The following is a 19,667-nucleotide window of genomic DNA, read 5'->3' as shown; positions in this document are numbered from 1 at the left end:
CCGGGCGCCATCGCGCGCCCGGCAATCCCCACACGCAACGCTGCGAGAATCCATGATCATTTCTGCCTCTACCGACTATCGCGCCGCGGCCCAACGCAAGCTGCCTCCCTTCCTGTTCCACTATGCCGACGGCGGCGCCTACGCCGAGCACACCCTGCGCCACAACGTCTCGGACCTGGCCAGCATTGCCCTGCGTCAGCGCGTGCTGAAGAACATGTCCGAGCTCAGCCTGCAGACCAAGCTGTTCGACGAAACCCTGAGCATGCCGGTGGCCCTGGCCCCGGTCGGCCTCACCGGCATGTACGCCCGCCGTGGCGAAGTGCAGGCGGCGCGCGCAGCGGCGGCCCACGGCATCCCGTTCACCATGTCCACTGTGTCGGTGTGCCCGATCGAAGAAGTGGCCCCGGCCATCGACCGGCCGATGTGGTTCCAGCTGTACGTGCTCAAGGACCGCGGTTTCATGCGCAACGCCCTGGAGCGGGCCAAGGCCGCCGGGGTCAAGACCCTGGTGTTCACCGTCGACATGCCAACCCCAGGCGCCCGCTACCGCGACGCCCACTCTGGCATGAGCGGCAAGAACGGCCCGCTGCGCCGCGTGCTGCAAGCCATGACCCACCCCGAGTGGGCATGGGATGTCGGCGTGATGGGCCGCCCACACGACCTGGGCAACATTTCCACCTACCGTGGCAACCCCACGGGCCTTGCCGACTACATCGGCTGGCTGGCCAACAACTTCGACCCGTCGATCTCCTGGAAAGACCTGGAGTGGATCCGCGAGTTCTGGGATGGCCCGATGATCATCAAGGGCATTCTCGATGCCGATGACGCCCGCGATGCAGTCAGGTTCGGTGCCGACGGCATCGTCGTGTCCAACCACGGCGGCCGCCAGCTCGATGGCGTGCTGTCCAGCGCCCGCGCCCTGCCGGCGATTGCCGATGCGGTCAAAGGTGACCTGAAGATCCTCGCCGACTCCGGCATCCGCAGCGGCCTCGACGTGGTACGCATGATCGCCCTGGGTGCCGATACCGTACTGATCGGCCGCGCCTTCCTCTACGCCCTTGCCGTGCACGGCCAGGCCGGGGTGAAAAACCTGCTGGAGCTGTTCGAGAAGGAAATGCGCGTGGCCATGGTACTGACCGGCGCCAAGTCGATCAGCGAAATCACCCGCGACTCGCTGGTACGCGAACTGGGCGCCTGACCGCCCGCAAGAACGACCGCCTGATTGACCCGGGGCATGTGGCGCACAGACGCCACGGCCCCGCGAGGAGACTGCATGAGCCTGCCCGCCGCGTTCCTGCGTGATGCCGAGCGCCTGATCCCCGCCGAACGCCGTTTCGACGACCCCACCTCCACCCTGGCCTTCGGCACCGACGCCAGCTTCTACCGCCTGATTCCCAAGCTGGTGGTGCGCGTCGAGTCCGAGGACGAAGTGGTCGGCCTGATCAAACTGGCCCAGCGCGAGCGCGTGCCGGTCACCTTCCGCGCCGCCGGCACCAGCCTGTCCGGCCAGGCCATCAGCGACTCGGTGCTGATCGTGCTCGGCGATAACTGGAACGGCCGCGAAATCCGCGGCCAAGGCGAGCAGATCCGCCTGCAACCCGGGGTCATCGGCGCCCAGGCCAACGCCTGGCTGGCGCCTTTCGGGCGCAAGATCGGCCCCGATCCGGCCTCGATCAACGCCTGCAAGATTGGCGGCATCGTCGCCAACAACGCCAGCGGCATGTGCTGCGGCACCGCGCAGAACACCTACCATACCCTGGCCGGCCTGCGCCTGGTGCTGGCCGACGGCACGCGCCTGGACAGCGAAGACCCGGCCAGCGTCGCCGCGTTCGAGGCCAGCCACGCCGACCTGCTGGAAGCACTGGCCCGCCTGGGCCGCGAGACCCGCGCCAACACCGCACTTGCCGAGCGTATCCGGCACAAGTACCGGCTGAAGAACACCACCGGCCTATCGCTGAACGCGCTGGTGGACTACGACCAGCCGCTGGATATCCTGCAGCACCTGCTGGTCGGTTCCGAAGGTACCCTGGGCTTCATCAGTGCCGTCACCTACGACACCGTGCCCGACCACCCGCACAAGGCCAGCGCGCTGTTGGTGTTCCCCAGCGTGGAAAGCTGCTGCCGTGCGGTGACCGTGCTCAAGCGCCAGCCGGTTTCGGCCGTGGAACTGCTCGACCGCCGTAGCCTGCGCTCGGTGCAGGACATGCCTGGCATGCCGCTGTGGGTAAAAGGCCTGTCGGACAACGCCTGCGCCCTGCTGATCGAGTCCCGCGCCGCCAGCCAGAGCCTGCTGCATGAACAACTGCAACAGGTGATGGCCTCGATTGCCGACTTCCCACTGGAACAGCAGGTGGACTTCAGCGAAGACCCGACTGTTTACAACCAGCTGTGGAAAATCCGCAAGGACACCTTCCCCGCCGTCGGCGCCGTGCGCCAGACCGGCACCACCGTCATCATCGAAGACGTGACTTTCCCCATCGAGCAACTGGCCGAAGGCGTCAACCGCCTGATCCAGCTGTTCGACAAGCACCGCTACGACGAAGCGATCATTTTCGGCCATGCCCTGGAAGGTAACCTGCATTTCGTCTTTACCCAGGGTTTCAACAGCGCCGAGGAAGTCGCCCGCTACCAGGCCTTCATGGACGACGTGGCGCAACTGGTGGCGGTGGAGTTTGGCGGCTCGCTCAAGGCCGAGCACGGCACCGGGCGCAACATGGCGCCGTTCGTGGAGCTGGAGTGGGGGCAGGATGCCTACCAGCTGATGTGGAAGCTGAAGCGCCTGCTCGACCCCAACGGCATCCTCAACCCCGACGTGGTGTTGAGCGAAGACCCGGACATCCACCTGAAAAACCTCAAGCCGCTGCCCGCTGCCGACGAGATCGTCGACAAGTGCATCGAGTGCGGCTTCTGCGAACCGGTGTGCCCGTCCAAGGGCCTGACCCTCAGCCCGCGCCAGCGCATCGTCATGTGGCGTGACATTCAGGCCAAACAGCGCGCCGGCATCGACACCCGCGAGCTGATGCAGACCTACCAGTACCAGGGTATCGACACCTGCGCCGCCACCGGCCTGTGCGCCCAGCGCTGCCCGGTCGGCATCAACACCGGCGAACTGGTGAAGAAACTGCGCAGCCAGGCCGCCGCACACGAAAAAGCCGCCGACTGGCTGGCCGAACACTTCCACACCGCCCTGGGCGGCGCGCGCCTGACCCTGACCGCCGCCAACACCGCGCGCAAGCTGCTCGGCGCCCCACGCCTGGGCCGCCTGAGCGCCGCGCTGAACAAAGCCAGCAAAGGCCGCCTGCCGCAGTGGACCCCGGCCATGCCACAACCCCTGCGCCCGCTGGACTTCGGCCCGGCCAGCAACGACGCCCGCCCCCGCGTGGTGTACCTGGCTGCCTGCGTCTCGCGGGTGATGGGCCCGGCCTATGCCGACCGCGAGCAGAGCTCGCTACTGGACAAGACCCGCGCCCTGCTGGAAAAGGCTGGTTACCAGGTAGTGTTCCCCGACAACGCCGACAGCCTGTGCTGCGGCCAGCCGTTCGCCTCCAAGGGCTACCCCGAGCAGGCCGAACACAAACGCCAGGAACTGATCGCCGCCCTGCTGCACGCCAGCCGCGGCGGCCTCGACCCGATCTACTGCGACACCAGCCCCTGCACCCTGCGCCTGGTGCAGGACCTGAGCGATACCCGGCTGGACCTGTACGACCCGGTGCGCTTCATCCGCACCCACCTGCTCGAGCGCCTGGAATTCACCCCCCAGGACGAACCAGTGGCCGTGCACGTGACCTGCAGCACCCAGCACCTGGGCGAAAGCCAGGCACTGATCGACCTGGCGCGGCGTTGCAGCAAGCAGGTGGTAATCCCGGAGGGCATACACTGCTGCGGCTTTGCCGGTGACAAAGGCTTCACCACCCCCGAACTCAACGCCCACTCGCTGCGCAGCCTGAAGGATGCGGTGCAATATTGCAGCGAAGGCATCTCCACCAGCCGCACCTGCGAGATCGGCCTGTCCAGCCACAGCGGCATCGACTACCACGGCCTGGTCTACCTGGTAGACCGCGTCACCCGGCCACGCAGTATCTGACCCTGTGGGAGCGGGCATGCCCGCGAACACCGGCGCAGCCGGTGCCATGCACCGCGCTGCCTGTTTCGCGGGCACGCCCGCTCCCACCGGTACTGCACATGCCCGAGCCAACCCAATTCCATGTGGGAGCGGGTTCACCCGCGAACACCGGCATAGCCGGTGCCATCCCCACCATCATCTCACGCCGCCACCATCTCGATTGAACCCGCGCCAATCCCCCGCAGTCCACCCTTACAGGCCCACCTTCCAGAGGCCCAGAAGGAGACTCCCATGAAAGGTACCGCGCTTTCGGCCCTGTTCGCGGCCGCCACCATGCTGGCTTCACCGGTGTTCGCCGCCGAAGACCTGTGCACGGCCAACCTGCAAAAGATCGACGACAGCATGGCCACCGCCGGCGCCACCTCCGAAGGCCTGGACAAGGCCATTACCGAGCACGTCGACAAAGCCAAGGCTGCCCAGGCCTCGGGCGATACCAAGGAATGCATCGCCATCACCAGCAAAGTCCTCGAGCGCCTGGAAAAAACCGAGAAAGGCAGCGGTGGTAGCGGCACGTGAGCCCAGCGGCGGGCGACCGGTCCGGCTGTCGACGTCGCCCGCACAATGGCGTATACTCGGCCTCACGTACCGTAAGGTGCGTTAGCCAAGAGCTAGTGTGGGGCCGATCAGGATTCGACGCCGGTAGCGAAACTCTAGGTGCATGCCGAGTTGGTAACAGAACTCGTAAATCCACTGTTGCAACTTTCTATAGTTGCCAATGACGAAAACTACGAGGGCTACGCTCTCGCTGCGTAAGCAGCTGAGCCCGCTCTCCTGGTAGCTTCGGCTCCAGCAATCATCAGGGGATGCCTGTAAACCCGAAATGATTGTCATACAGAACAGGATCGTCGTGTAGCACGTTGGGGGCAAAGCGACTAAAACTTACCCAACTCGTCCAAAGCACCCTGCCCGTCGGGCGGCTGCGGATTAACTCAGTAGACACGGCTAAGCATGTAGTACCGACAGCGGAGTACTGGCGGACGGGGGTTCAAATCCCCCCGGCTCCACCAAATCCCAAAGAAGAAGACGCCCTCGGGCGTCTTTTTTTGTGCCTGGACTTTAGGGTGTGCGAGCCCCAAAAATCAGATTTCACCCCTTCCGTGTAGGCCGTTTCCCAAAGATACTCCCTGCGCCTGTTTTCCGTTGCGGTCGTTTTTTCAGCGTTCTAGGCTCGGTGGGTCGTTGCACATCAACGACCAGCTTTGACAGGCTGATGACGACCAAACACACGGTTTTTTGCCTATGGCAGCTGTGTGTGGGGCACCTCGTGTGCGCCGGTTTGGTCTTCACCGGTCTGTCAACCCATACACAGCTGCCACCACTTGTTTGACAGCAAGCGCTGGTCGCTCCACTGAGGACCAAAAATGCTGAAGATCGTCCCCGACCCACCCCACCATCCCCTTTCCCTGGAAGACACCATCATGCTCGCCTCGGACTACGCGCTCTGTGCCGAAGCCGCAGCCCAGCAGGCAATGCTGATGCAGCCACGATCGCTGGCGTCACTGTTGATCATGGCGTCAATACACGAGCTTGAAGCCCTGCGCAAACTTCTCGAGTCAGCGCTGGCACACATACACAAGCCCTCGGCCCCGCAAGCCGTGCACTGATTCGCGACCAGGGAGATCGGCCAATGACCACCGAAGACACCCAATGCACCGTCGGTAAAACCATCTTCTACCAAGGCGAAAACCAGACTCTCCCACTGTTCCGCATCGAGCCCGGCATACCCTGCCAGAACGCCCGCGAGCAAGCTTCGGAACTGATGGGCTATGCGCGGGACCTGACCATCGACGGCCTGATGGAAGACAAGCCGAAGCTGATCTGGGCCGCGCATTATCTTTGCGCTTTGGGCAAGGCGCTGCTGGATGATGCCGAGCTAGGAATGATGCGGTAGCCACCGTACTTCGGGCTGCGCTGTCGCGAAGCACCGGGTTCACAGACGGGTTCGCTCATTACCCTGTGGGAGCGGGTTTACTCGCGAAGAATCCAAGGCGCTGCATGGCATCGGCTCCACCGGTGCCCGCGGCGACGGCCGCTCCCACAAGTAGGGTGTGAATTCAATGCCAGCCAGTTGACCTGTGGGAGCGGGCAAGCCCGCGAAGAATCCAGTGCAGTGCATGGTACCGGCTACGCCGGTGTTCGCAATAAGCCCGCCCGACAAAGGCTACGCGCGACAGGAGGAGACAACTGACAGATTACCAGTCGCTGCTTCCTGGATATGCTCACTCCACCAGATCATCATCGGCCGTCTCCGCTCGATGTGCAAAACCGTGAGGTCGACAAGGGACGTCTTTAGTCCAGGCTCAGCCAGAGTTTCAACTCAGCCCGGTTCGCCAACACCAACTGCTGGGCTTCAGGGCGGGCGTCATGCAGGTTCGGATTTACGTGAAATCGTTTCACTACGTACTTCGCCAATGCTTGTGAGCTTTTGACCACAAGCTGCCCATCAGTCATCGCGTAGTCCACTTCAATGATCGACCGTTGCGCTGGCGTCAGGCGCTCGTCCGGCTTGAAGATCACATCGATCTTGGTGTTCCACTCCACGTCGTGCTCGACACCATTTTCCGTCTGATCGTCGAGCAGCTCCGGCTCCCCTCGAAAACGGCTCAACACAAAGTCCCGATACTCCCGGTTCTTCTCGCAGTAAGCCCGCACGTGCCAACGCATCCCGGTGTACACCAACGTGTGCGGCGCAATGGTGCGCCCTTCCACTTCCGGGGTTTTGAACGACACGTACTCGATGTCCAGACGCCGCTTTTCACGACACGCCTTGAGCAGTGGCCGCAGCACCTCGGGCCTCACAGATCGATCGGGTACCTTCAACACTTCAGTGTGCGCGTAAGCCAGGTTCAACCCTTCGATATGCGGCGCACGCTCATCGTTGTGGTTGAGCAGGTCCAGGTAGGCACTGGCGCTGTCGTCGATGAACAACGGTTTGAACTGCCGGGTTGGCACGTAGCCTTTGATCTGCTTGTCGTAGACCAGATTCTTCGAGGCATAGTCGGTGATGTAGGTGTTGATGTCCTTCGATGCCTGCTGCCGGCTGATGCCGAAGCACTGCATCAAGTGGTTGGTGGTCAGGCGCCCCTCCCACCAGACTACCGTTTCGATCAGGCGGTAGCGCAGGGCAAGGTCCCAGCGGATTTGATCCATGCTTTGCTTATGTTTCATCGTGGGCCCTGAATGATTGGCAGCGAGTAGCGACCAGACGAATGATGTGTCGTGAAATCCTACGTGTCTGCTCAATTACGTTCAACATGCGCTAGACATGTAAAGTATTTATACGTATCAAGCAGGCGGTCGAAAATCTCCATTGCGAGAGTGCTTTCCTCTTGAGGCCACGCCATACGCGGCCTGCACGATAGCACATTGCCTTCACCCTCCTATCCACGCGCCAGCCAAGCGCAGGCGGGATCTGCACTAATCCTTTACCTGTACAAGTAGCCAATATAGACGTGTAGCCTTACTAGACATATCGTTTCACTTAACGGCAAACAGCCACTACTCAAGGAAGCGATAAATGGAAACCCTGCAGCTCGCACTGCTGAGCCTAAGCGGCATCACTCTGCTCGTTCTCGTGCTGGTGCACTCTCGGATTGGAGAGGTCTGGGATGTGGTCAGAAACGATCGGGACGTGCAGCGCATCGCTCGGATTCACGAGCACGAGAACAATGAGCTGCGCTCCGAGTTGCGCGCTGAACGTGAGCTGGTGGGGCAGCTCCGGCGTCAGGTTCAGATGCTGCTGGGAGTGGCGCCCGAGAGCTGAAGTATCCCGGGATGTGAACGTGAGCCAGCGCAAGCCTGGCTCACGGGTGGGGTACTGCCTACATGAATCGCTGCGCAAGTGGCGTGTTGCCTAATGCCTGGCTATCACCTGTCTTCGCGGTTTGCAAACGGATCGAAGGCAGGGTCATTCAACTTCAGAATGTGATCCCTGATGGCATTCCCTGTCAGCTCGATGAACTGCATATAAAAATCCTTGCCCAGCTGTAGCAAAGGTGACCCCTCCAAGGAGTCAGCGACGGCATCCAAGGTAATGCTCCCGAACTGTTCAGAGATGATCTCGACGCTGCGCTCACGCATTTCGGGCTTGTCATAAGGCTTCTGGTACCAGGTCGCGATCTGGTACTGGGCATCTTCTCTCTCCAGCGCGTTGTACAGATGGCTGGCCATCGCAATACTGGTTTCGCGAACCAGGCCGGGGTCGATATCACGCTGCTCAAGCAGCACTTCAACGGGCTGCCAGGCAACATTAAGCAAGTCGCCGATGGTAAAGCCGGGCATCGGCGGAAACACGCCTGGCGGCAGTTCGGACTGTGGGATTGAAGTTTCGTTGGAGTAATCGTGCACGAGAAGGTCCTTGTCTCAGCATAATCTGGCGATTGCCAGATCCCTTGGCGCCGTTGTCTACGCGTCCTCAATGAGAGTAATCATTTGAATTGGTTGCGCGCAAGGAGCATGTAATGCAACGCGACCTGCCTCCAAAGCCGAACGTCGTTTCAGGCCACCCGGTTCACGATTGCTGTGCTCCCTGGAGGGTTGGCAGTGGCCGCCTCAGCAACGTGCCAACCGACACGGCAAACAGCAGTGCCGCTACGCCCGCAACTTGCAATACAGCTTCGAAACCACCCATGAACGCCTGCCGGGCCAAGGGAGCTACTGCTTGACGCAGGCTTGGGTCGAGCATGGCCAATGCCGCTTGCAGGTCACCTGCGGCAACCCGGGTAGCCATTGCGGCAACCTGGCCCGATTGAGCGGGCGCCACGGTGGCCATGGCCTCATGCAACAATTGCCCGCTGCGGGCAGCTAGCACACCCCCGAGAACACCGATGGCAAGCACGATCGCGCCGAACCGCGTGGTGGTGCTCAGGCCCGAAGCCATGCCGGTACGTTCACGCGGTACGCAAGCCATGATGTTCTTCTGCGTATCGCCATTGAGCAGCCCGGCGCCAGCGCCCAGCACCACGCTGGCGAGGGCGAATGCGCTATAGCCGCCGTATCCTGCAGCCCAGGCGCACAGCAGGTTGCCCGCCCCTACCAGCACCAGGCCCAGCGCAAACACCTGCGCCGGGCTCAAGCGTGCAGCCAGACGCATGCCCAGGCGTGGGGTCAGCAGCATGGCCACGGCAAACGGCAGCATGCCTGCGCCAGCAGCCAAGGCCGACAATTGCAGGCCGTTCTGCAGGTACAGCGGCAGCAGGGTCATCATCACCTGGGCGCAGGCAGCATAGGCAAACATCCCCAGCAAGGCGCCAACGAAACGCCCGCTGCGCATCAGCCGCAGGTCGATCATCGGCCGTTCCTGGCTGCGCTCGACCATGACGAACAGGCCGAACAGGAAGGCGCTGATCACCAGCCGCCCCAGGGTTTGCGCACTGCCCCAGCCTACCTGGTTGGCATCGATCATCGCCCAGATCAGGTAACCCAGGCTGCCGGCGAAAGTCAGGCTGCCCCATGGGTCGAGCCGTGCCGCAGCGCTGTCACGGGACTCTTCGACACTGCGCAACACCATCACTGCCAGCACTGCCACCAACGGCAAGTTGATGTAGAAGATCCAGCGCCAGCCAAGAGTGCTGGCGATCACCCCGCCCAGTAGCGGCGCAAAAGTGATGGTGGCGCCCATGCAGGCGCCCCAGAAGGCCCAGGCGCGCATGCGTTCCTGGGGTTGATGGAAGCGGTTGCCGATCGCGGCCAGGGCCGAGGTCAGCAAAAGCGCCGCGCCAACGCCCTTGGCTGCCCTGGCCAGGTCGAGGAACAGCAGATTGGGCGCCGCGCCGCAGGCTAGCGAGGCGATGCCGAACAGAGCCAGGCCGAGCAGCAGCATGCGCCGGCGGCCAAAACGGTCGGCAAGGCTGCCAGCGGGCAGCAGGCAGGCGGCGAAGGCCAGCAGGTAGGCGCTGACCACCCATTCAATATCGGCGAACGAGCCGGACAGTTCGCGCGCGATGCTGGGCAGGCTGACCGCGACGATGTTGGTGTCGAGAATGATCAGGGCGCAGACCAGGGAGGCGGTGAGCAAGGTGAAACGCGCAGAGGGCATGGTGAGGCTCCGGATGCATAGCGGGTCGGTTTTGGCGGTGTTATTGGCCTGCAAGATCGCCGGGCAGGCTTTGCCGCCAAGCCACCAGCCTTGTAGTGTTGGCCTCAACATAACGCCGCCAGCCCCCAGGCTTGTTAGCCCCGGCGGCCCGCGTCATTACCCTGTAGGTAACACCCATGGAAATCCGCCATTTCCGCTACTTCCTCTGCGTCGCCCGCCACGGTCACTTCACCCGCGCCGCCGAGCAACTGGGCATCGCTCCGCCCACCCTCAGCCGGCAGATCCAGGACATGGAGCGCGAACTGGGCGTGCGCCTGTTCGAGCGCAACCAGCGCGAGGTCAACCTCACCGCCGCCGGCCAGGCGCTGTTGATCGAGGCCGAACATGCCGTACGCCAGTTCGACGCCGCGCAACTGGGCGCGCAACGGGCCGCCCGAGGCGAAAGCGGGCGCATCGAACTGGGCTATGTGGCCTCGGCCGCTTACTCGGGCATGCTCCAGCAGCAAGTCAGCCGCTACAGCGAAACCTGCCCCGGTGTGCGCCTGAACATTCGCGAACTGCCCATGACCGAACTGCCCGGCATGGTCCGCGATGGCCTGCTCGACCTTGCCTATGTGCGCTCGCCGATGGAGCTGCCCGGAGAGCTCGAAGCCATCGCCTTGCACCAGGAAGGTTTCGTCCTGGCCCTGCCCGCCAGCTCGCGGATCAATGAAGTTCCGCAGATCCCGGCTTCGCGCCTGGCCAATGAAACCTTCATCCTGCCCGAGCAGATCTCCGGGACGCTGGAGGTAGCGGCACAAGGTGGCTTCGTCCCGAGGCTCGGCCCACAGCCGGGTAGCCTGGTGGCGGTGATCACCCTGGTGTCACTCGGCCAAGGCATCGCAGTGGTGCCGGAATCGGTGGTACAGCGCATCAGCCTGCCGCAGGTGAACTACCGGCGTATTGTCGACTGCCAGGCCAGCTCGTGGCTTAGCCTGATTCACCGGCGCTTCGAGAAAGCGCCAGCGACAATCAGCTACATCAAGATGATGAAAGGCTGAAAAAACAAAGGGCACCCATCCACTGGTGCCCTTTGCCCTACCGCCAGGTGAACTCAATCACCCCATCGAACGCACCGCCACGGGTTGCGCATGGCCCCGCGTGGTCACGATCCCCAGGAAGGAAATCACGATCGCCAGGCCCAATGTCGAGCTCACTTCTGCCCGGTGTTCAGGCGTGAACATCATGACCGCCAGTGCCCCGCCAATGAACAGGATCACCGCCCAGGTCAGGTACGGGAACAGCCACATGCGGAACTTCAGCTCGGTGTTCTCCCGCTCCAGGCGGCGGCGCATGCGCAGCTGCGAAATGGCGATGACCATGTACACCAGCAAGGCAATGGCCCCGGAGCTGGCCAGCAGGAACTCGAACACGCCCTTCGGCGCGAAGTAGTTGAGGATGGCAATGGCCGCGCCGATCAGCGTGCTGCCGAATACCGCAGCGCGCGGTACACCGACCTTGGAGGTCTTGTTGAGCATGGCCGGTGCGTCACCGCGCTTGGCCAGCGAGTACATCATCCGCGAGGCAATGTAGATCGACGAGTTCATGCAGCTGGTCACTGCCACCAGCACCACAAGGTCGACCATGAAGGCCGCGTTGGGAATGTTCATGATCTCCAGCGCACGCTGGTAGGAACCCACCACCGCCAGCTGAGGGTCGTTCCACGGCACCACCGAAATGATCACGAAGATCGACAGGATGTAGAAGGTGCTGATGCGCCAGATCACCGAGCGAGTGGCCTTGGCGATGTTGCGCGACGGGTCGCTGGATTCGGACGCGGCGATGGTCACCGCTTCGGTGCCGATGAAGCTGAACATCACGGTGATGAACGCCCCGACCACGGCCGACCAGCCCTTCGGCGCGAAGCCGCCGTGCTCGGCCATCAAGCCGCTCAGGCCACTGACCTCACGGTTGGGCAGCCAGCCCATCAGCGCGGCGAAACCCAGGCCGATGAAACCGAGAATGGCCGTGACCTTGAGAATGGCGAACCAGAATTCGAACTCACCGTACTTGGCCACGCTGAACAGATTGGTACCGGCCAGCAGCAGCACTGAAGCCAGGGCGAATATCCAGCTGTCCACCTGCGGGAACCAGGCGTTCAGCACATGCCCGGCGGCCAGCGCTTCGATCGGGATCACCAGTACCCAGAACCACCAGTACAGCCAGCCGATGGTGTAGCCAGCCCAGCGGCCGATGGCCTGCTCGGCGTAGGTGGAAAACGATCCGGTGTCCGGGTGTGCCACGGCCATTTCGCCGAGCATGCGCATGACCAGTACCACCAGGGCCCCGGCCACGAAATAGGAAATTATTGTAGCTGGCCCGGCTGCCGCGATGGCGTGGCCAGAGCCGACGAAAAGTCCGGCGCCGATGATGCCGGCGATAGACAGCATCGTTACATGACGTGGCTTGAAACCTTGGGCAAGGTTGCCATCAGATCCCACGGTGTTCATTGATGTTGTTCTCTTTTTGCTGACACAAGGATGGGCGGGCAGGCGTAGGCGAAAATATCTCCTTTGAAATCAAAAAGTCGACACGTTACTCGCGCTCTGTTGTTGATATTTGGCACGCGTCACAGAGCAACGTGTCAGTGCAGGTCGGGCTTCATTTAAGCCTTGCAGGGCTGTGGGTAATTACACGAGAACGCCCCGAAACTGTTTGATCACGACAGGGCATTTCCATTGCCGCCAGCTGTCACCGACGGCATGCCCGATCGCGTCACCGGGCCGTCTGGAGCTTTTGTTTTTCATTCGAGTGTATTGTGCCTGGGCTGCAAAGCAGCCCAGGCCGTTACCAGGTCAGGCAGATCTTGCCGAAGTGCCGGTTGCTCTCCTGATAACGGAAAGCCTCGACGATCTGCTCCAGCTCGAAATGCTTGTCCACCACCGGCCGCAGGCCGTTGGCATCGATAGCCCGCACCATCGCCTGCTGCTGGGCGCGGCTGCCCACCAGCACACCTTGCAGGCGAATCTGCCGCACCAGCGCCTGCACCAGCGGCAACTGCCCGGCCACGCCGGTGAGGATGCCGATCAACGACACATGTCCACCAATGCGCGTGGCAATCATCGATTGCTCCAACGTCGCCGGGCCGCCCACTTCGATCACATGGTCGACGCCGCGGTTGCCGGTCAGCTCGCGCACTTTCTCACCCCAGGCCGGGGTGCTCTTGTAGTTGATCAGATGGTCGGCACCCAGGGCCTTCAGACGCTCCAGCTTGGCGTCGCTGGACGAGGTGGCGATCACCGTCGCACCGGCCAGCTTGGCAAACTGCAGGGCGAAGATCGACACACCGCCGGTGCCCTGCACCAGCACCGTATCGCCGGGCTTGAGGTGGTCGTCGCTCATCAGCGCACGCCAGGCCGTGAGACCGGCCGTGGTCAGCGTGGCAGCTTCAGCGTGGCTGAAGCCCTTGGGCGCCAGGGTGAACGCGGTGGCGCGAGCGGTGACCTGTTCACGGGCGTAACCATCGATACCGTCCCCGGGCACCCTGGCAAAGCCTTCGACATTGGCCTGGCCGTCGAGCCAGTCGGGGAAGAAGGTACTGACCACATTGTCGCCAACCTGGAACTCGGTGACGCCACTCCCCACCGCGACCACTTCGCCAGCGCCATCGGCCATGGGGATGCGCCGCTCGCTCGGGCCCCACATGCCGCTGACCACGGCGAAATCGTGATAATTGAGGGAGCTGGCGTGCAGGCGCACGGTGATCTCGCCGGCCTGGGGTGCAGGAGCCTCGCTGCTACCGACCTCGACCTTGTCGTAGCCGCCGCCGGGTTTTACGTAAATGGCCTTGCTGGTCATGGGTAGGGTCTCCGTTCAGGGAATAGATTGGGGTTCAGCATAGACAGGTCCGGCCTCTTCGCGGGAGAACCCGCTCCCACAGGTTGAGTGCTGGACTTGAGCTCGGCGCGGTCCCTGTAGGAGCGGGTTTACCCGCGAAGAGGCCCGCACAGGCGACACAAAAACTCAGCCCAGCATCACCTTCAGTGCCCGGCAATCGGCCGCATGCCAATCCACCAGTTCCGGCCACGGATTGTCCGGCAGGTTCACCAGCACCGTGCGCGCCCCAGCAGCCCGCCCACAGTCCAGGTCAAACCGGTAATCCCCCACCATCACCAGCTCACCCGGTGCCACACCCCAGGCATTGGCAATCTTCAGCAGCCCATCCGGGCTAGGCTTGGGCGCCGCTTCGTCACGCCCGAGAATGTGCTCCACCGGGAAACAGTCCGCCAGGCCGATGGCCTCCAGCGTCACATGCGCCAACTCGCGGGCATTACGGGTCAGAATGCCCAGCCGACAACCACGCTCGGCCAGTTCGCGCACCAGTTCCACCGCCCCGGTGGCCGCCGTGGAGGCAATTGCCAGGTCGCGCTCGTGCTCCAGCAGCCAGGCATGCTTGGCTGCCGCTTCGTCCGCCGGCAAGGCCGCCAGGTGGGTGAGGATGTCGTGCTCGGCCGGGATATCCAGCGCCACGCGGATGGCGGCAAAATCGTGCACGGCCACGGTCAGGGTGCCGTCCATGTCGAACACCCAGTTGCGCACCTCGCCCAGGCTCATGCCCAGTCCTTGCGGTGGCGAATCAGGCCTTCCTGGCACGACGACGCCACCAGTTGCCCGGCCTGGTTGAAGATGTTGCCGCGGCAGAAGCCACGGGCATTACCCGCCCAGGGGCTGTCGGTGGCGTACAGCAGCCACTCGTCGGCACGCAGGTTGCCGTGGAACCACAGTGAGTGGTCGAGGCTGGCGATCTGCATGTCGCGCTGCCACACCGATTTGCCATGGGGCAGCAACGAGGTGGTCAGCAGGCCGAAGTCCGAGGCGTAGGCCAGCAGGTATTTGTGCAGGGCGGGGATATCGGGCAGGTTGCCGTCGGCGCGAAACCAGGCGTACTTCACCGGGTCGCCAGGCTTGGGGTTGAACGGGTCGCGCTCGGTGACCGGGCGGATCTCGATCGGCTTGGCGCACAGCACCTTGTCGCGAATGCGCTCGGGCAGCTGGTCGGCCATGGCCCGGGCCAGCTCGACTTCACTGGGCAGGTTCTCCGGGCCGACCACCTCGGGCATCGGCGCCTGGTGCTGGAAACCTTCCTCGTCGTACTGGAACGAGGCGCTGCAGGTAAAGATCGTCTGGCCTTTCTGGATCGCCGTCACCCGTCGGGTGCTGAAGCTGCCGCCATCGCGCACGCGGTCCACCGAATACACCACCGGCAGGCTGGCATCGCCAGGGCGCAGGAAGTAGCCGTGCAACGAATGCACATGGCGTGCATCCTCGACCGTCTGGCTGGCCGCCGACAATGATTGGCCCAATACCTGCCCGCCGTACAACTGGCGGAAGCCCAGGTCCTGGCTGCGTCCACGGAACAGGTTCTCCTCGATGGACTCGAGGCTCAACAGGTCGACCAGGTCGTCCAACACATGACTCATCGGGGGTTCTCCGTAGGAGCGAGTCTTGCTCGCGATGCGCCGCCCAAGCGGCGCTCGATCTCATAGGCGCTGAACATCTTGCGGCAAGCGCCCTCCATTAGGGAAATGATACAGGGTTTGTCATTCGCGCCGGGCATGGCCATGCATTCAGGCGCGCAGGGTACGCTCCCAGTGTGCGCGGTCGATGCGGTACAGCACATGCGGGCGCAGCGGGTGGCCCACGGGCAGGCGGGGGTGTTCGAAACTACCGTTCAGGTCCTGCTGCATACCGATGGCCTGCATGACCTTCTGCGAGGGCAGGTTGCTCTCGCTAGTGAACGACACCACCTCTTCCAGGCGCAATTGGGCAAAAGCACAACGCAGGCAAGTCCACGCCGCCTCACTGGCAAAACCCAGGCCCCAGTGACGGCGTGCCAGGCGCCAGCCGATCTCCACCGCCGGCGTGAAATCGGCATCGAAGCCCACGTGCAGCAACCCGGTCATGCCGATGAAGGCACCGCTGTCCTTGCGCTCCAGGGCCCACAGGCCAAAGCCGTATTCATTGAAATGCCCGCGCACGCGGCCGATCAGGGCAGCCGCCTCCAGGCGTGTCAGCGGCGCCGGGAAGTAGCGCATCACCTGCGGGTCGGCGCACATCGCAGCAAACTCGCGCAGGTCTTCGTCGTGCCATTGGCGCAACACCAGGCGTGCGCTTTCCAGTTGCAAGATAGGGGTCATGGGACATGCTCCGGTTTTACTGTCTTGCAGTTTACAGCGTAGGCGCGGGCGCTGGTTTCACCCAGCCGGCACGCCCGAATGCAATTTTCACATGTCCTTCACCGCCCCCCGACAGGCCGCTTGGCAGGATGCCTGCGATCCACCGCCGCGCCAGCTGCGGCCACGCCAACGGAGCAACGCATGCTAATCAGCAACACCCAGGGGCACCCTGCCATCCAAGCCCGGCGCAAGCGACGCCTGACCCGCAAAGCCCTCGGTGCCGCCCTTGGCCTATGCATGGTCGTGGCGGCGTTGAGCACCTGGCTGGCGACGAGGACGCACATCGTGGACCTTGGCAACGAACAGCAATTGAGTGACAGCGGCCTGCTGCAGGACTGGGCCGGCGGTGCAGTGATCGTGATGATCCGCCACGCCGAACGCTGCGACAGCGCCCCCGGCCCGTGCCTGGACGACCCCACCGGCATCACCGTGGCCGGCAGCCAGGCCGCGACCCGCGTTGGCCAAGGGCTGCACGAGTTGGGCCTGAACAACGCCGATATGCTCAGCAGCCCGAAACTGCGCACACGGCAAACCGCGCATTTCATCCTTGGCCAGGCGGTGCCCAGTGAGGAATGGCTGGAAAGCTGTGACGACCAGTTCGCCAGCGAAGCGCTGGCGCACAAGCGGCCGGGGCATAACCTGGTGCTGGTGACCCACAACGGTTGCATCGATCATTTTGCCCGCCAGCAGAACGTTGCGGGTGGCGAACGTGAGAGTGGCTATGCCAGTGCGCTGTTCGTTTCGGTGGATAGTAATGGCAAGGCGCGCATCCTCGGCCGCCTGAACGAGCCGGACTGGCAACGGGTGCTGGCCAGTACCACGAAACAGCGCTGACCCCGCTCCTGCCTGCCAGGGCAACTGCCTTGCACTACCTGTTCTGGCTTGCCGGTGATTGGGCAGCAAAGCTGCCCCGGCCATGGCAAGATCAGCACTGGCCCTGATTGCGACCCCACCCATGCCGTTGCCGCTGATCTACCACGAAGACTACAGCCCGGAGTTCCCCGCCGAACACCGCTTTCCCATGGACAAGTTCCGCCTGCTGCACGACCACTTGATCGACAGCGGGCTGACCACCGACCAGGCCCTGCTGCGCCCGGACATCTGCCCCAACGACATCCTCGCCCTGGCCCACGACCGCAGCTACATCGAGCGCTACATGAACGGCGACCTGTCGCGCGAGGACCAGCGTCGCCTCGGCCTGCCCTGGAGCGAGGCCCTGGCCCGGCGTACCGTGCGCGCCGTAGGCGGCTCGCTGCTGAGCGCCGAGATGGCGCTGCAGCACGGCATCGCCTGCCACCTTGCCGGTGGCACTCACCACGCCCATTACGATCATCCTGCCGGCTTCTGCATCTTCAACGACCTGGCCGTGATCAGCCGCTACCTGCTGGAGGCTGGCCGGGTCCACCGGGTGCTGATCTTCGACTGCGATGTGCATCAGGGTGACGGCACCGCGCGCATCCTGCACGACACACCAGACGCCATCACTGTGTCGCTGCACTGTGAACAGAACTTCCCGGCGCGCAAGGCGCAAAGCGATTGGGACATCCCCCTGCCCCGCGGCATGGGCGACATGGCCTATCTGAAGGTGGTGGACGACGCCCTCAACTACCTGCTGCCGCTCTATCGACCCGACCTGGTGCTGTATGACGCCGGGGTCGATGTGCACAAGGACGACGCCCTGGGCTATCTGCAATTGACCGATGCAGGCGTTGCCGCCCGTGACGAGGCGGTGCTGCGCCACTGCCTGGGCCGCGACATCCCGGTGGTGGGCGTGATCGGCGGTGGCTACAGCAAGGACCGCGCAGCCCTGGCCAGGCGCCACGGCATCCTTCATCACAGCGCGGCAGGCGTCATCGGTTGTTCACAATGACTGTGGAACCGCTTGTGGATAACCTGCGGGAAAGGCGTTGCAGCCCTTTACAGGCAAGGCCTGCAGAACACTGATCATTTTTTGAGCAGTGCTTCCACAGGCCGCGCTGCGCTAGAATGCGCCTCTTTTCCACAGCCTGCTGCCCACCATGTCTGATCTGAGCCCCGCCTCCCCTCCCCTCGCTGTCGTCATCGGCGGCGGCCCAGCCGGCCTGATGGCCGCCGAAGCACTGGCCCAGGCGGGCCTGGCGGTCGAGGTGTTCGATGCCATGCCTTCGGTGGGCCGCAAGTTCCTGCTGGCAGGTGTCGGAGGCATGAACATCACCCATTCAGAGCCCTACCCGGCGTTCGTCAGCCGCTATGCCGAGCGCCAGGGCGAAATTGCTGCGCTGCTGCGCGACTTCGATGCCGACGCCTTGCGCCAGTGGATTCACGGCCTGGGCATCGAAACCTTCGTCGGCACTTCGGGCAGGGTGTTCCCCACCGACATGAAAGCCGCGCCACTGCTGCGCGCCTGGCTCAAGCGCCTGCGCGACGGCGGGGTAGTTATCCACACCCGTCACCGCTGGTTGGGCTGGAACAGCGAGGGGGCATTGCGGATTGCTTATCCACAGGGCGAGCGGCTGGTGAAGGCCGCCGCAGTGGTGCTGGCGCTGGGTGGCGGCAGTTGGGCGCGACTGGGTTCGGACGGGAGCTGGCAGCCGTTGCTGGCCGAACGGGCTGTGGATATTTCGCCCTTGCAGCCCAGCAACTGCGGTTTTGAAGTGGCAGGCTGGAGCACGCTGCTCAGGGACAAGTTCGCCGGTGCGCCGTTGAAGAACATTGCCCTCAGCGTTCCCGGCAGCGCGCCGCGCAAGGGCGAGTTCATCCTCACCGCGCAGGGTGTGGAAGGCAGCCTGGTGTATGCCTGGTCAGCACCGGTGCGCGAGGCCATCAACCGTGAGGGCCACGGGGTGTTGCTGCTCGACCTGTTGCCGGACAAGCCTGTGGACAAGATTGCCCAGGCGCTGGCCAAGCCACGGGGTTCGCGCTCCATGGCCAAGCACCTGCACAGCCAGTTGGGTATCGATGGGGTCAAGGCGGCGCTGTTGCGTGAGCTGACCGATCAGGCGACCTTTGCCGACCCTGATGCCTTGGCGAGGGCGATCAAGGCATTGCCGATCACGCTGGTGCGCACACGGCCGCTGGATGAAGCGATCAGCAGCGCGGGTGGGGTGCGTTTCGAGGCGTTGGATGAGGGCTTGATGGTCAAGGGCATGCCGGGGGTGTTCTGTGCCGGCGAGATGCTGGACTGGGAGGCGCCGACCGGGGGGTATCTGCTGACGGCATGCTTTGCCAGCGGCTTGCGGGCCGGGCGGGCGGCGGCGGATTGGCTCAAATCCCAAGGCTGACACCGTCCACCTGTGGGAGCGGGTTTACCCGC

The 19,667-nt window shown here is 63.5% G+C and carries 18 protein-coding genes and 1 other RNA gene; 11 read left to right on the top strand and 8 right to left on the bottom strand.

Annotated elements, in window-relative coordinates:
• The first annotated feature begins 52 nt into the window (after nucleotides 1–52).
• The 6 genes from lldD (at nucleotide 53) to J5M71_RS17240 (ending at nucleotide 6,014) form a co-directional block, all read left to right on the top strand.
• The gene (lldD, locus tag J5M71_RS17265; RefSeq protein WP_013974303.1) at nucleotides 53–1,198 is read left to right on the top strand and encodes an FMN-dependent L-lactate dehydrogenase LldD; all 1,146 of its coding nucleotides are present in this window, start codon (nucleotides 53–55) and stop codon (nucleotides 1,196–1,198) included.
• A gap of 75 nt (nucleotides 1,199–1,273) precedes the next feature.
• Complete coding sequence (locus J5M71_RS17260) at nucleotides 1,274–4,084, top strand: FAD-binding and (Fe-S)-binding domain-containing protein (protein ID WP_207834314.1); 2,811 nt, start codon at nucleotides 1,274–1,276, stop codon at nucleotides 4,082–4,084.
• A gap of 270 nt (nucleotides 4,085–4,354) precedes the next feature.
• Entirely contained in the window at nucleotides 4,355–4,639 is a 285-nt protein-coding gene (locus J5M71_RS17255) for a hypothetical protein (RefSeq protein ID WP_207834306.1), read from the top strand.
• 99 nt (nucleotides 4,640–4,738) lie between these two features.
• Nucleotides 4,739–5,130: a transfer-messenger RNA gene (gene ssrA / locus J5M71_RS17250) on the top strand.
• A 354-nt stretch (nucleotides 5,131–5,484) separates the two neighbouring features.
• Nucleotides 5,485–5,727, top strand: a complete 243-nt coding sequence (locus J5M71_RS17245; protein ID WP_207834303.1) for a hypothetical protein — start codon at nucleotides 5,485–5,487, stop codon at nucleotides 5,725–5,727.
• 23 nt (nucleotides 5,728–5,750) lie between these two features.
• Nucleotides 5,751–6,014, top strand: coding sequence for a DUF3077 domain-containing protein (locus J5M71_RS17240; protein WP_207834301.1), 264 nt, complete (start codon nucleotides 5,751–5,753; stop codon nucleotides 6,012–6,014).
• 398 nt (nucleotides 6,015–6,412) lie between these two features.
• Here J5M71_RS17240 and J5M71_RS17235 read toward each other — a convergent pair whose 3' ends face one another.
• Entirely contained in the window at nucleotides 6,413–7,291 is an 879-nt protein-coding gene (locus tag J5M71_RS17235; RefSeq protein WP_085625710.1) for a WYL domain-containing protein, read from the bottom strand.
• A gap of 349 nt (nucleotides 7,292–7,640) precedes the next feature.
• Here J5M71_RS17235 and J5M71_RS17230 point away from each other — a divergent pair, with 349 nt between their 5' ends.
• Complete coding sequence (locus J5M71_RS17230) at nucleotides 7,641–7,886, top strand: hypothetical protein (protein WP_085625711.1); 246 nt, start codon at nucleotides 7,641–7,643, stop codon at nucleotides 7,884–7,886.
• A 104-nt stretch (nucleotides 7,887–7,990) separates the two neighbouring features.
• Here J5M71_RS17230 and J5M71_RS17225 read toward each other — a convergent pair whose 3' ends face one another.
• On the bottom strand, nucleotides 7,991–8,470 hold the full coding sequence (locus J5M71_RS17225; protein ID WP_207834299.1) for a hypothetical protein: 480 nt from the start codon (nucleotides 8,468–8,470) through the stop codon (nucleotides 7,991–7,993).
• Nucleotides 8,471–8,633: 163 nt separating this feature from the next.
• Complete coding sequence (locus tag J5M71_RS17220) at nucleotides 8,634–10,160, bottom strand: MFS transporter (RefSeq protein ID WP_207834297.1); 1,527 nt, start codon at nucleotides 10,158–10,160, stop codon at nucleotides 8,634–8,636.
• 176 nt (nucleotides 10,161–10,336) lie between these two features.
• Between J5M71_RS17220 and J5M71_RS17215 the strand changes: the two genes are divergently transcribed.
• The gene (locus J5M71_RS17215; protein ID WP_207834295.1) at nucleotides 10,337–11,200 is read left to right on the top strand and encodes a LysR family transcriptional regulator; all 864 of its coding nucleotides are present in this window, start codon (nucleotides 10,337–10,339) and stop codon (nucleotides 11,198–11,200) included.
• Between the two features lie 57 nt (nucleotides 11,201–11,257).
• Here the strand turns inward: J5M71_RS17215 and gabP are convergent, their stop codons facing one another.
• From gabP to J5M71_RS17190, 5 genes are all read right to left on the bottom strand, one after another.
• A complete protein-coding gene (gabP, locus tag J5M71_RS17210) occupies nucleotides 11,258–12,649 on the bottom strand; it encodes a GABA permease (RefSeq protein WP_207834293.1) in 1,392 nt (463 codons plus the stop codon).
• A gap of 337 nt (nucleotides 12,650–12,986) precedes the next feature.
• Nucleotides 12,987–13,997, bottom strand: a complete 1,011-nt coding sequence (locus tag J5M71_RS17205; RefSeq protein WP_063911817.1) for an NAD(P)-dependent alcohol dehydrogenase — start codon at nucleotides 13,995–13,997, stop codon at nucleotides 12,987–12,989.
• A gap of 165 nt (nucleotides 13,998–14,162) precedes the next feature.
• Nucleotides 14,163–14,753, bottom strand: a complete 591-nt coding sequence (locus tag J5M71_RS17200; protein WP_063911818.1) for an HAD family hydrolase — start codon at nucleotides 14,751–14,753, stop codon at nucleotides 14,163–14,165.
• Complete coding sequence (tesB, locus tag J5M71_RS17195; protein ID WP_063911819.1) at nucleotides 14,750–15,619, bottom strand: acyl-CoA thioesterase II; 870 nt, start codon at nucleotides 15,617–15,619, stop codon at nucleotides 14,750–14,752. The genes J5M71_RS17200 and tesB overlap by 4 nt, the downstream gene beginning before the upstream one ends.
• A gap of 147 nt (nucleotides 15,620–15,766) precedes the next feature.
• Complete coding sequence (locus J5M71_RS17190; RefSeq protein ID WP_063911820.1) at nucleotides 15,767–16,336, bottom strand: GNAT family N-acetyltransferase; 570 nt, start codon at nucleotides 16,334–16,336, stop codon at nucleotides 15,767–15,769.
• Between the two features lie 180 nt (nucleotides 16,337–16,516).
• Here J5M71_RS17190 and J5M71_RS17185 point away from each other — a divergent pair, with 180 nt between their 5' ends.
• The 3 genes from J5M71_RS17185 to J5M71_RS17175 all read left to right on the top strand — a co-directional run bounded on the left by J5M71_RS17185 (nucleotide 16,517) and on the right by J5M71_RS17175 (nucleotide 19,635).
• Nucleotides 16,517–17,209 (top strand): histidine phosphatase family protein, encoded by a 693-nt coding sequence (locus J5M71_RS17185; RefSeq protein ID WP_207834290.1) that lies wholly within the window; start codon nucleotides 16,517–16,519, stop codon nucleotides 17,207–17,209.
• 121 nt (nucleotides 17,210–17,330) lie between these two features.
• Complete coding sequence (locus J5M71_RS17180; RefSeq protein ID WP_207834441.1) at nucleotides 17,331–18,245, top strand: histone deacetylase; 915 nt, start codon at nucleotides 17,331–17,333, stop codon at nucleotides 18,243–18,245.
• A 148-nt stretch (nucleotides 18,246–18,393) separates the two neighbouring features.
• Nucleotides 18,394–19,635, top strand: a complete 1,242-nt coding sequence (locus tag J5M71_RS17175) for a TIGR03862 family flavoprotein (RefSeq protein ID WP_207834288.1) — start codon at nucleotides 18,394–18,396, stop codon at nucleotides 19,633–19,635.
• Nucleotides 19,636–19,667 lie beyond the last annotated feature (32 nt).

Origin of the sequence: Pseudomonas sp. 43(2021), assembly GCF_017490805.1 — a bacterium.
GTDB lineage: Bacteria > Pseudomonadota > Gammaproteobacteria > Pseudomonadales > Pseudomonadaceae > Aquipseudomonas.
Note: the sequence above shows the minus strand (reverse complement) of the source record. Positions and strands in the feature narration are given on the sequence as shown.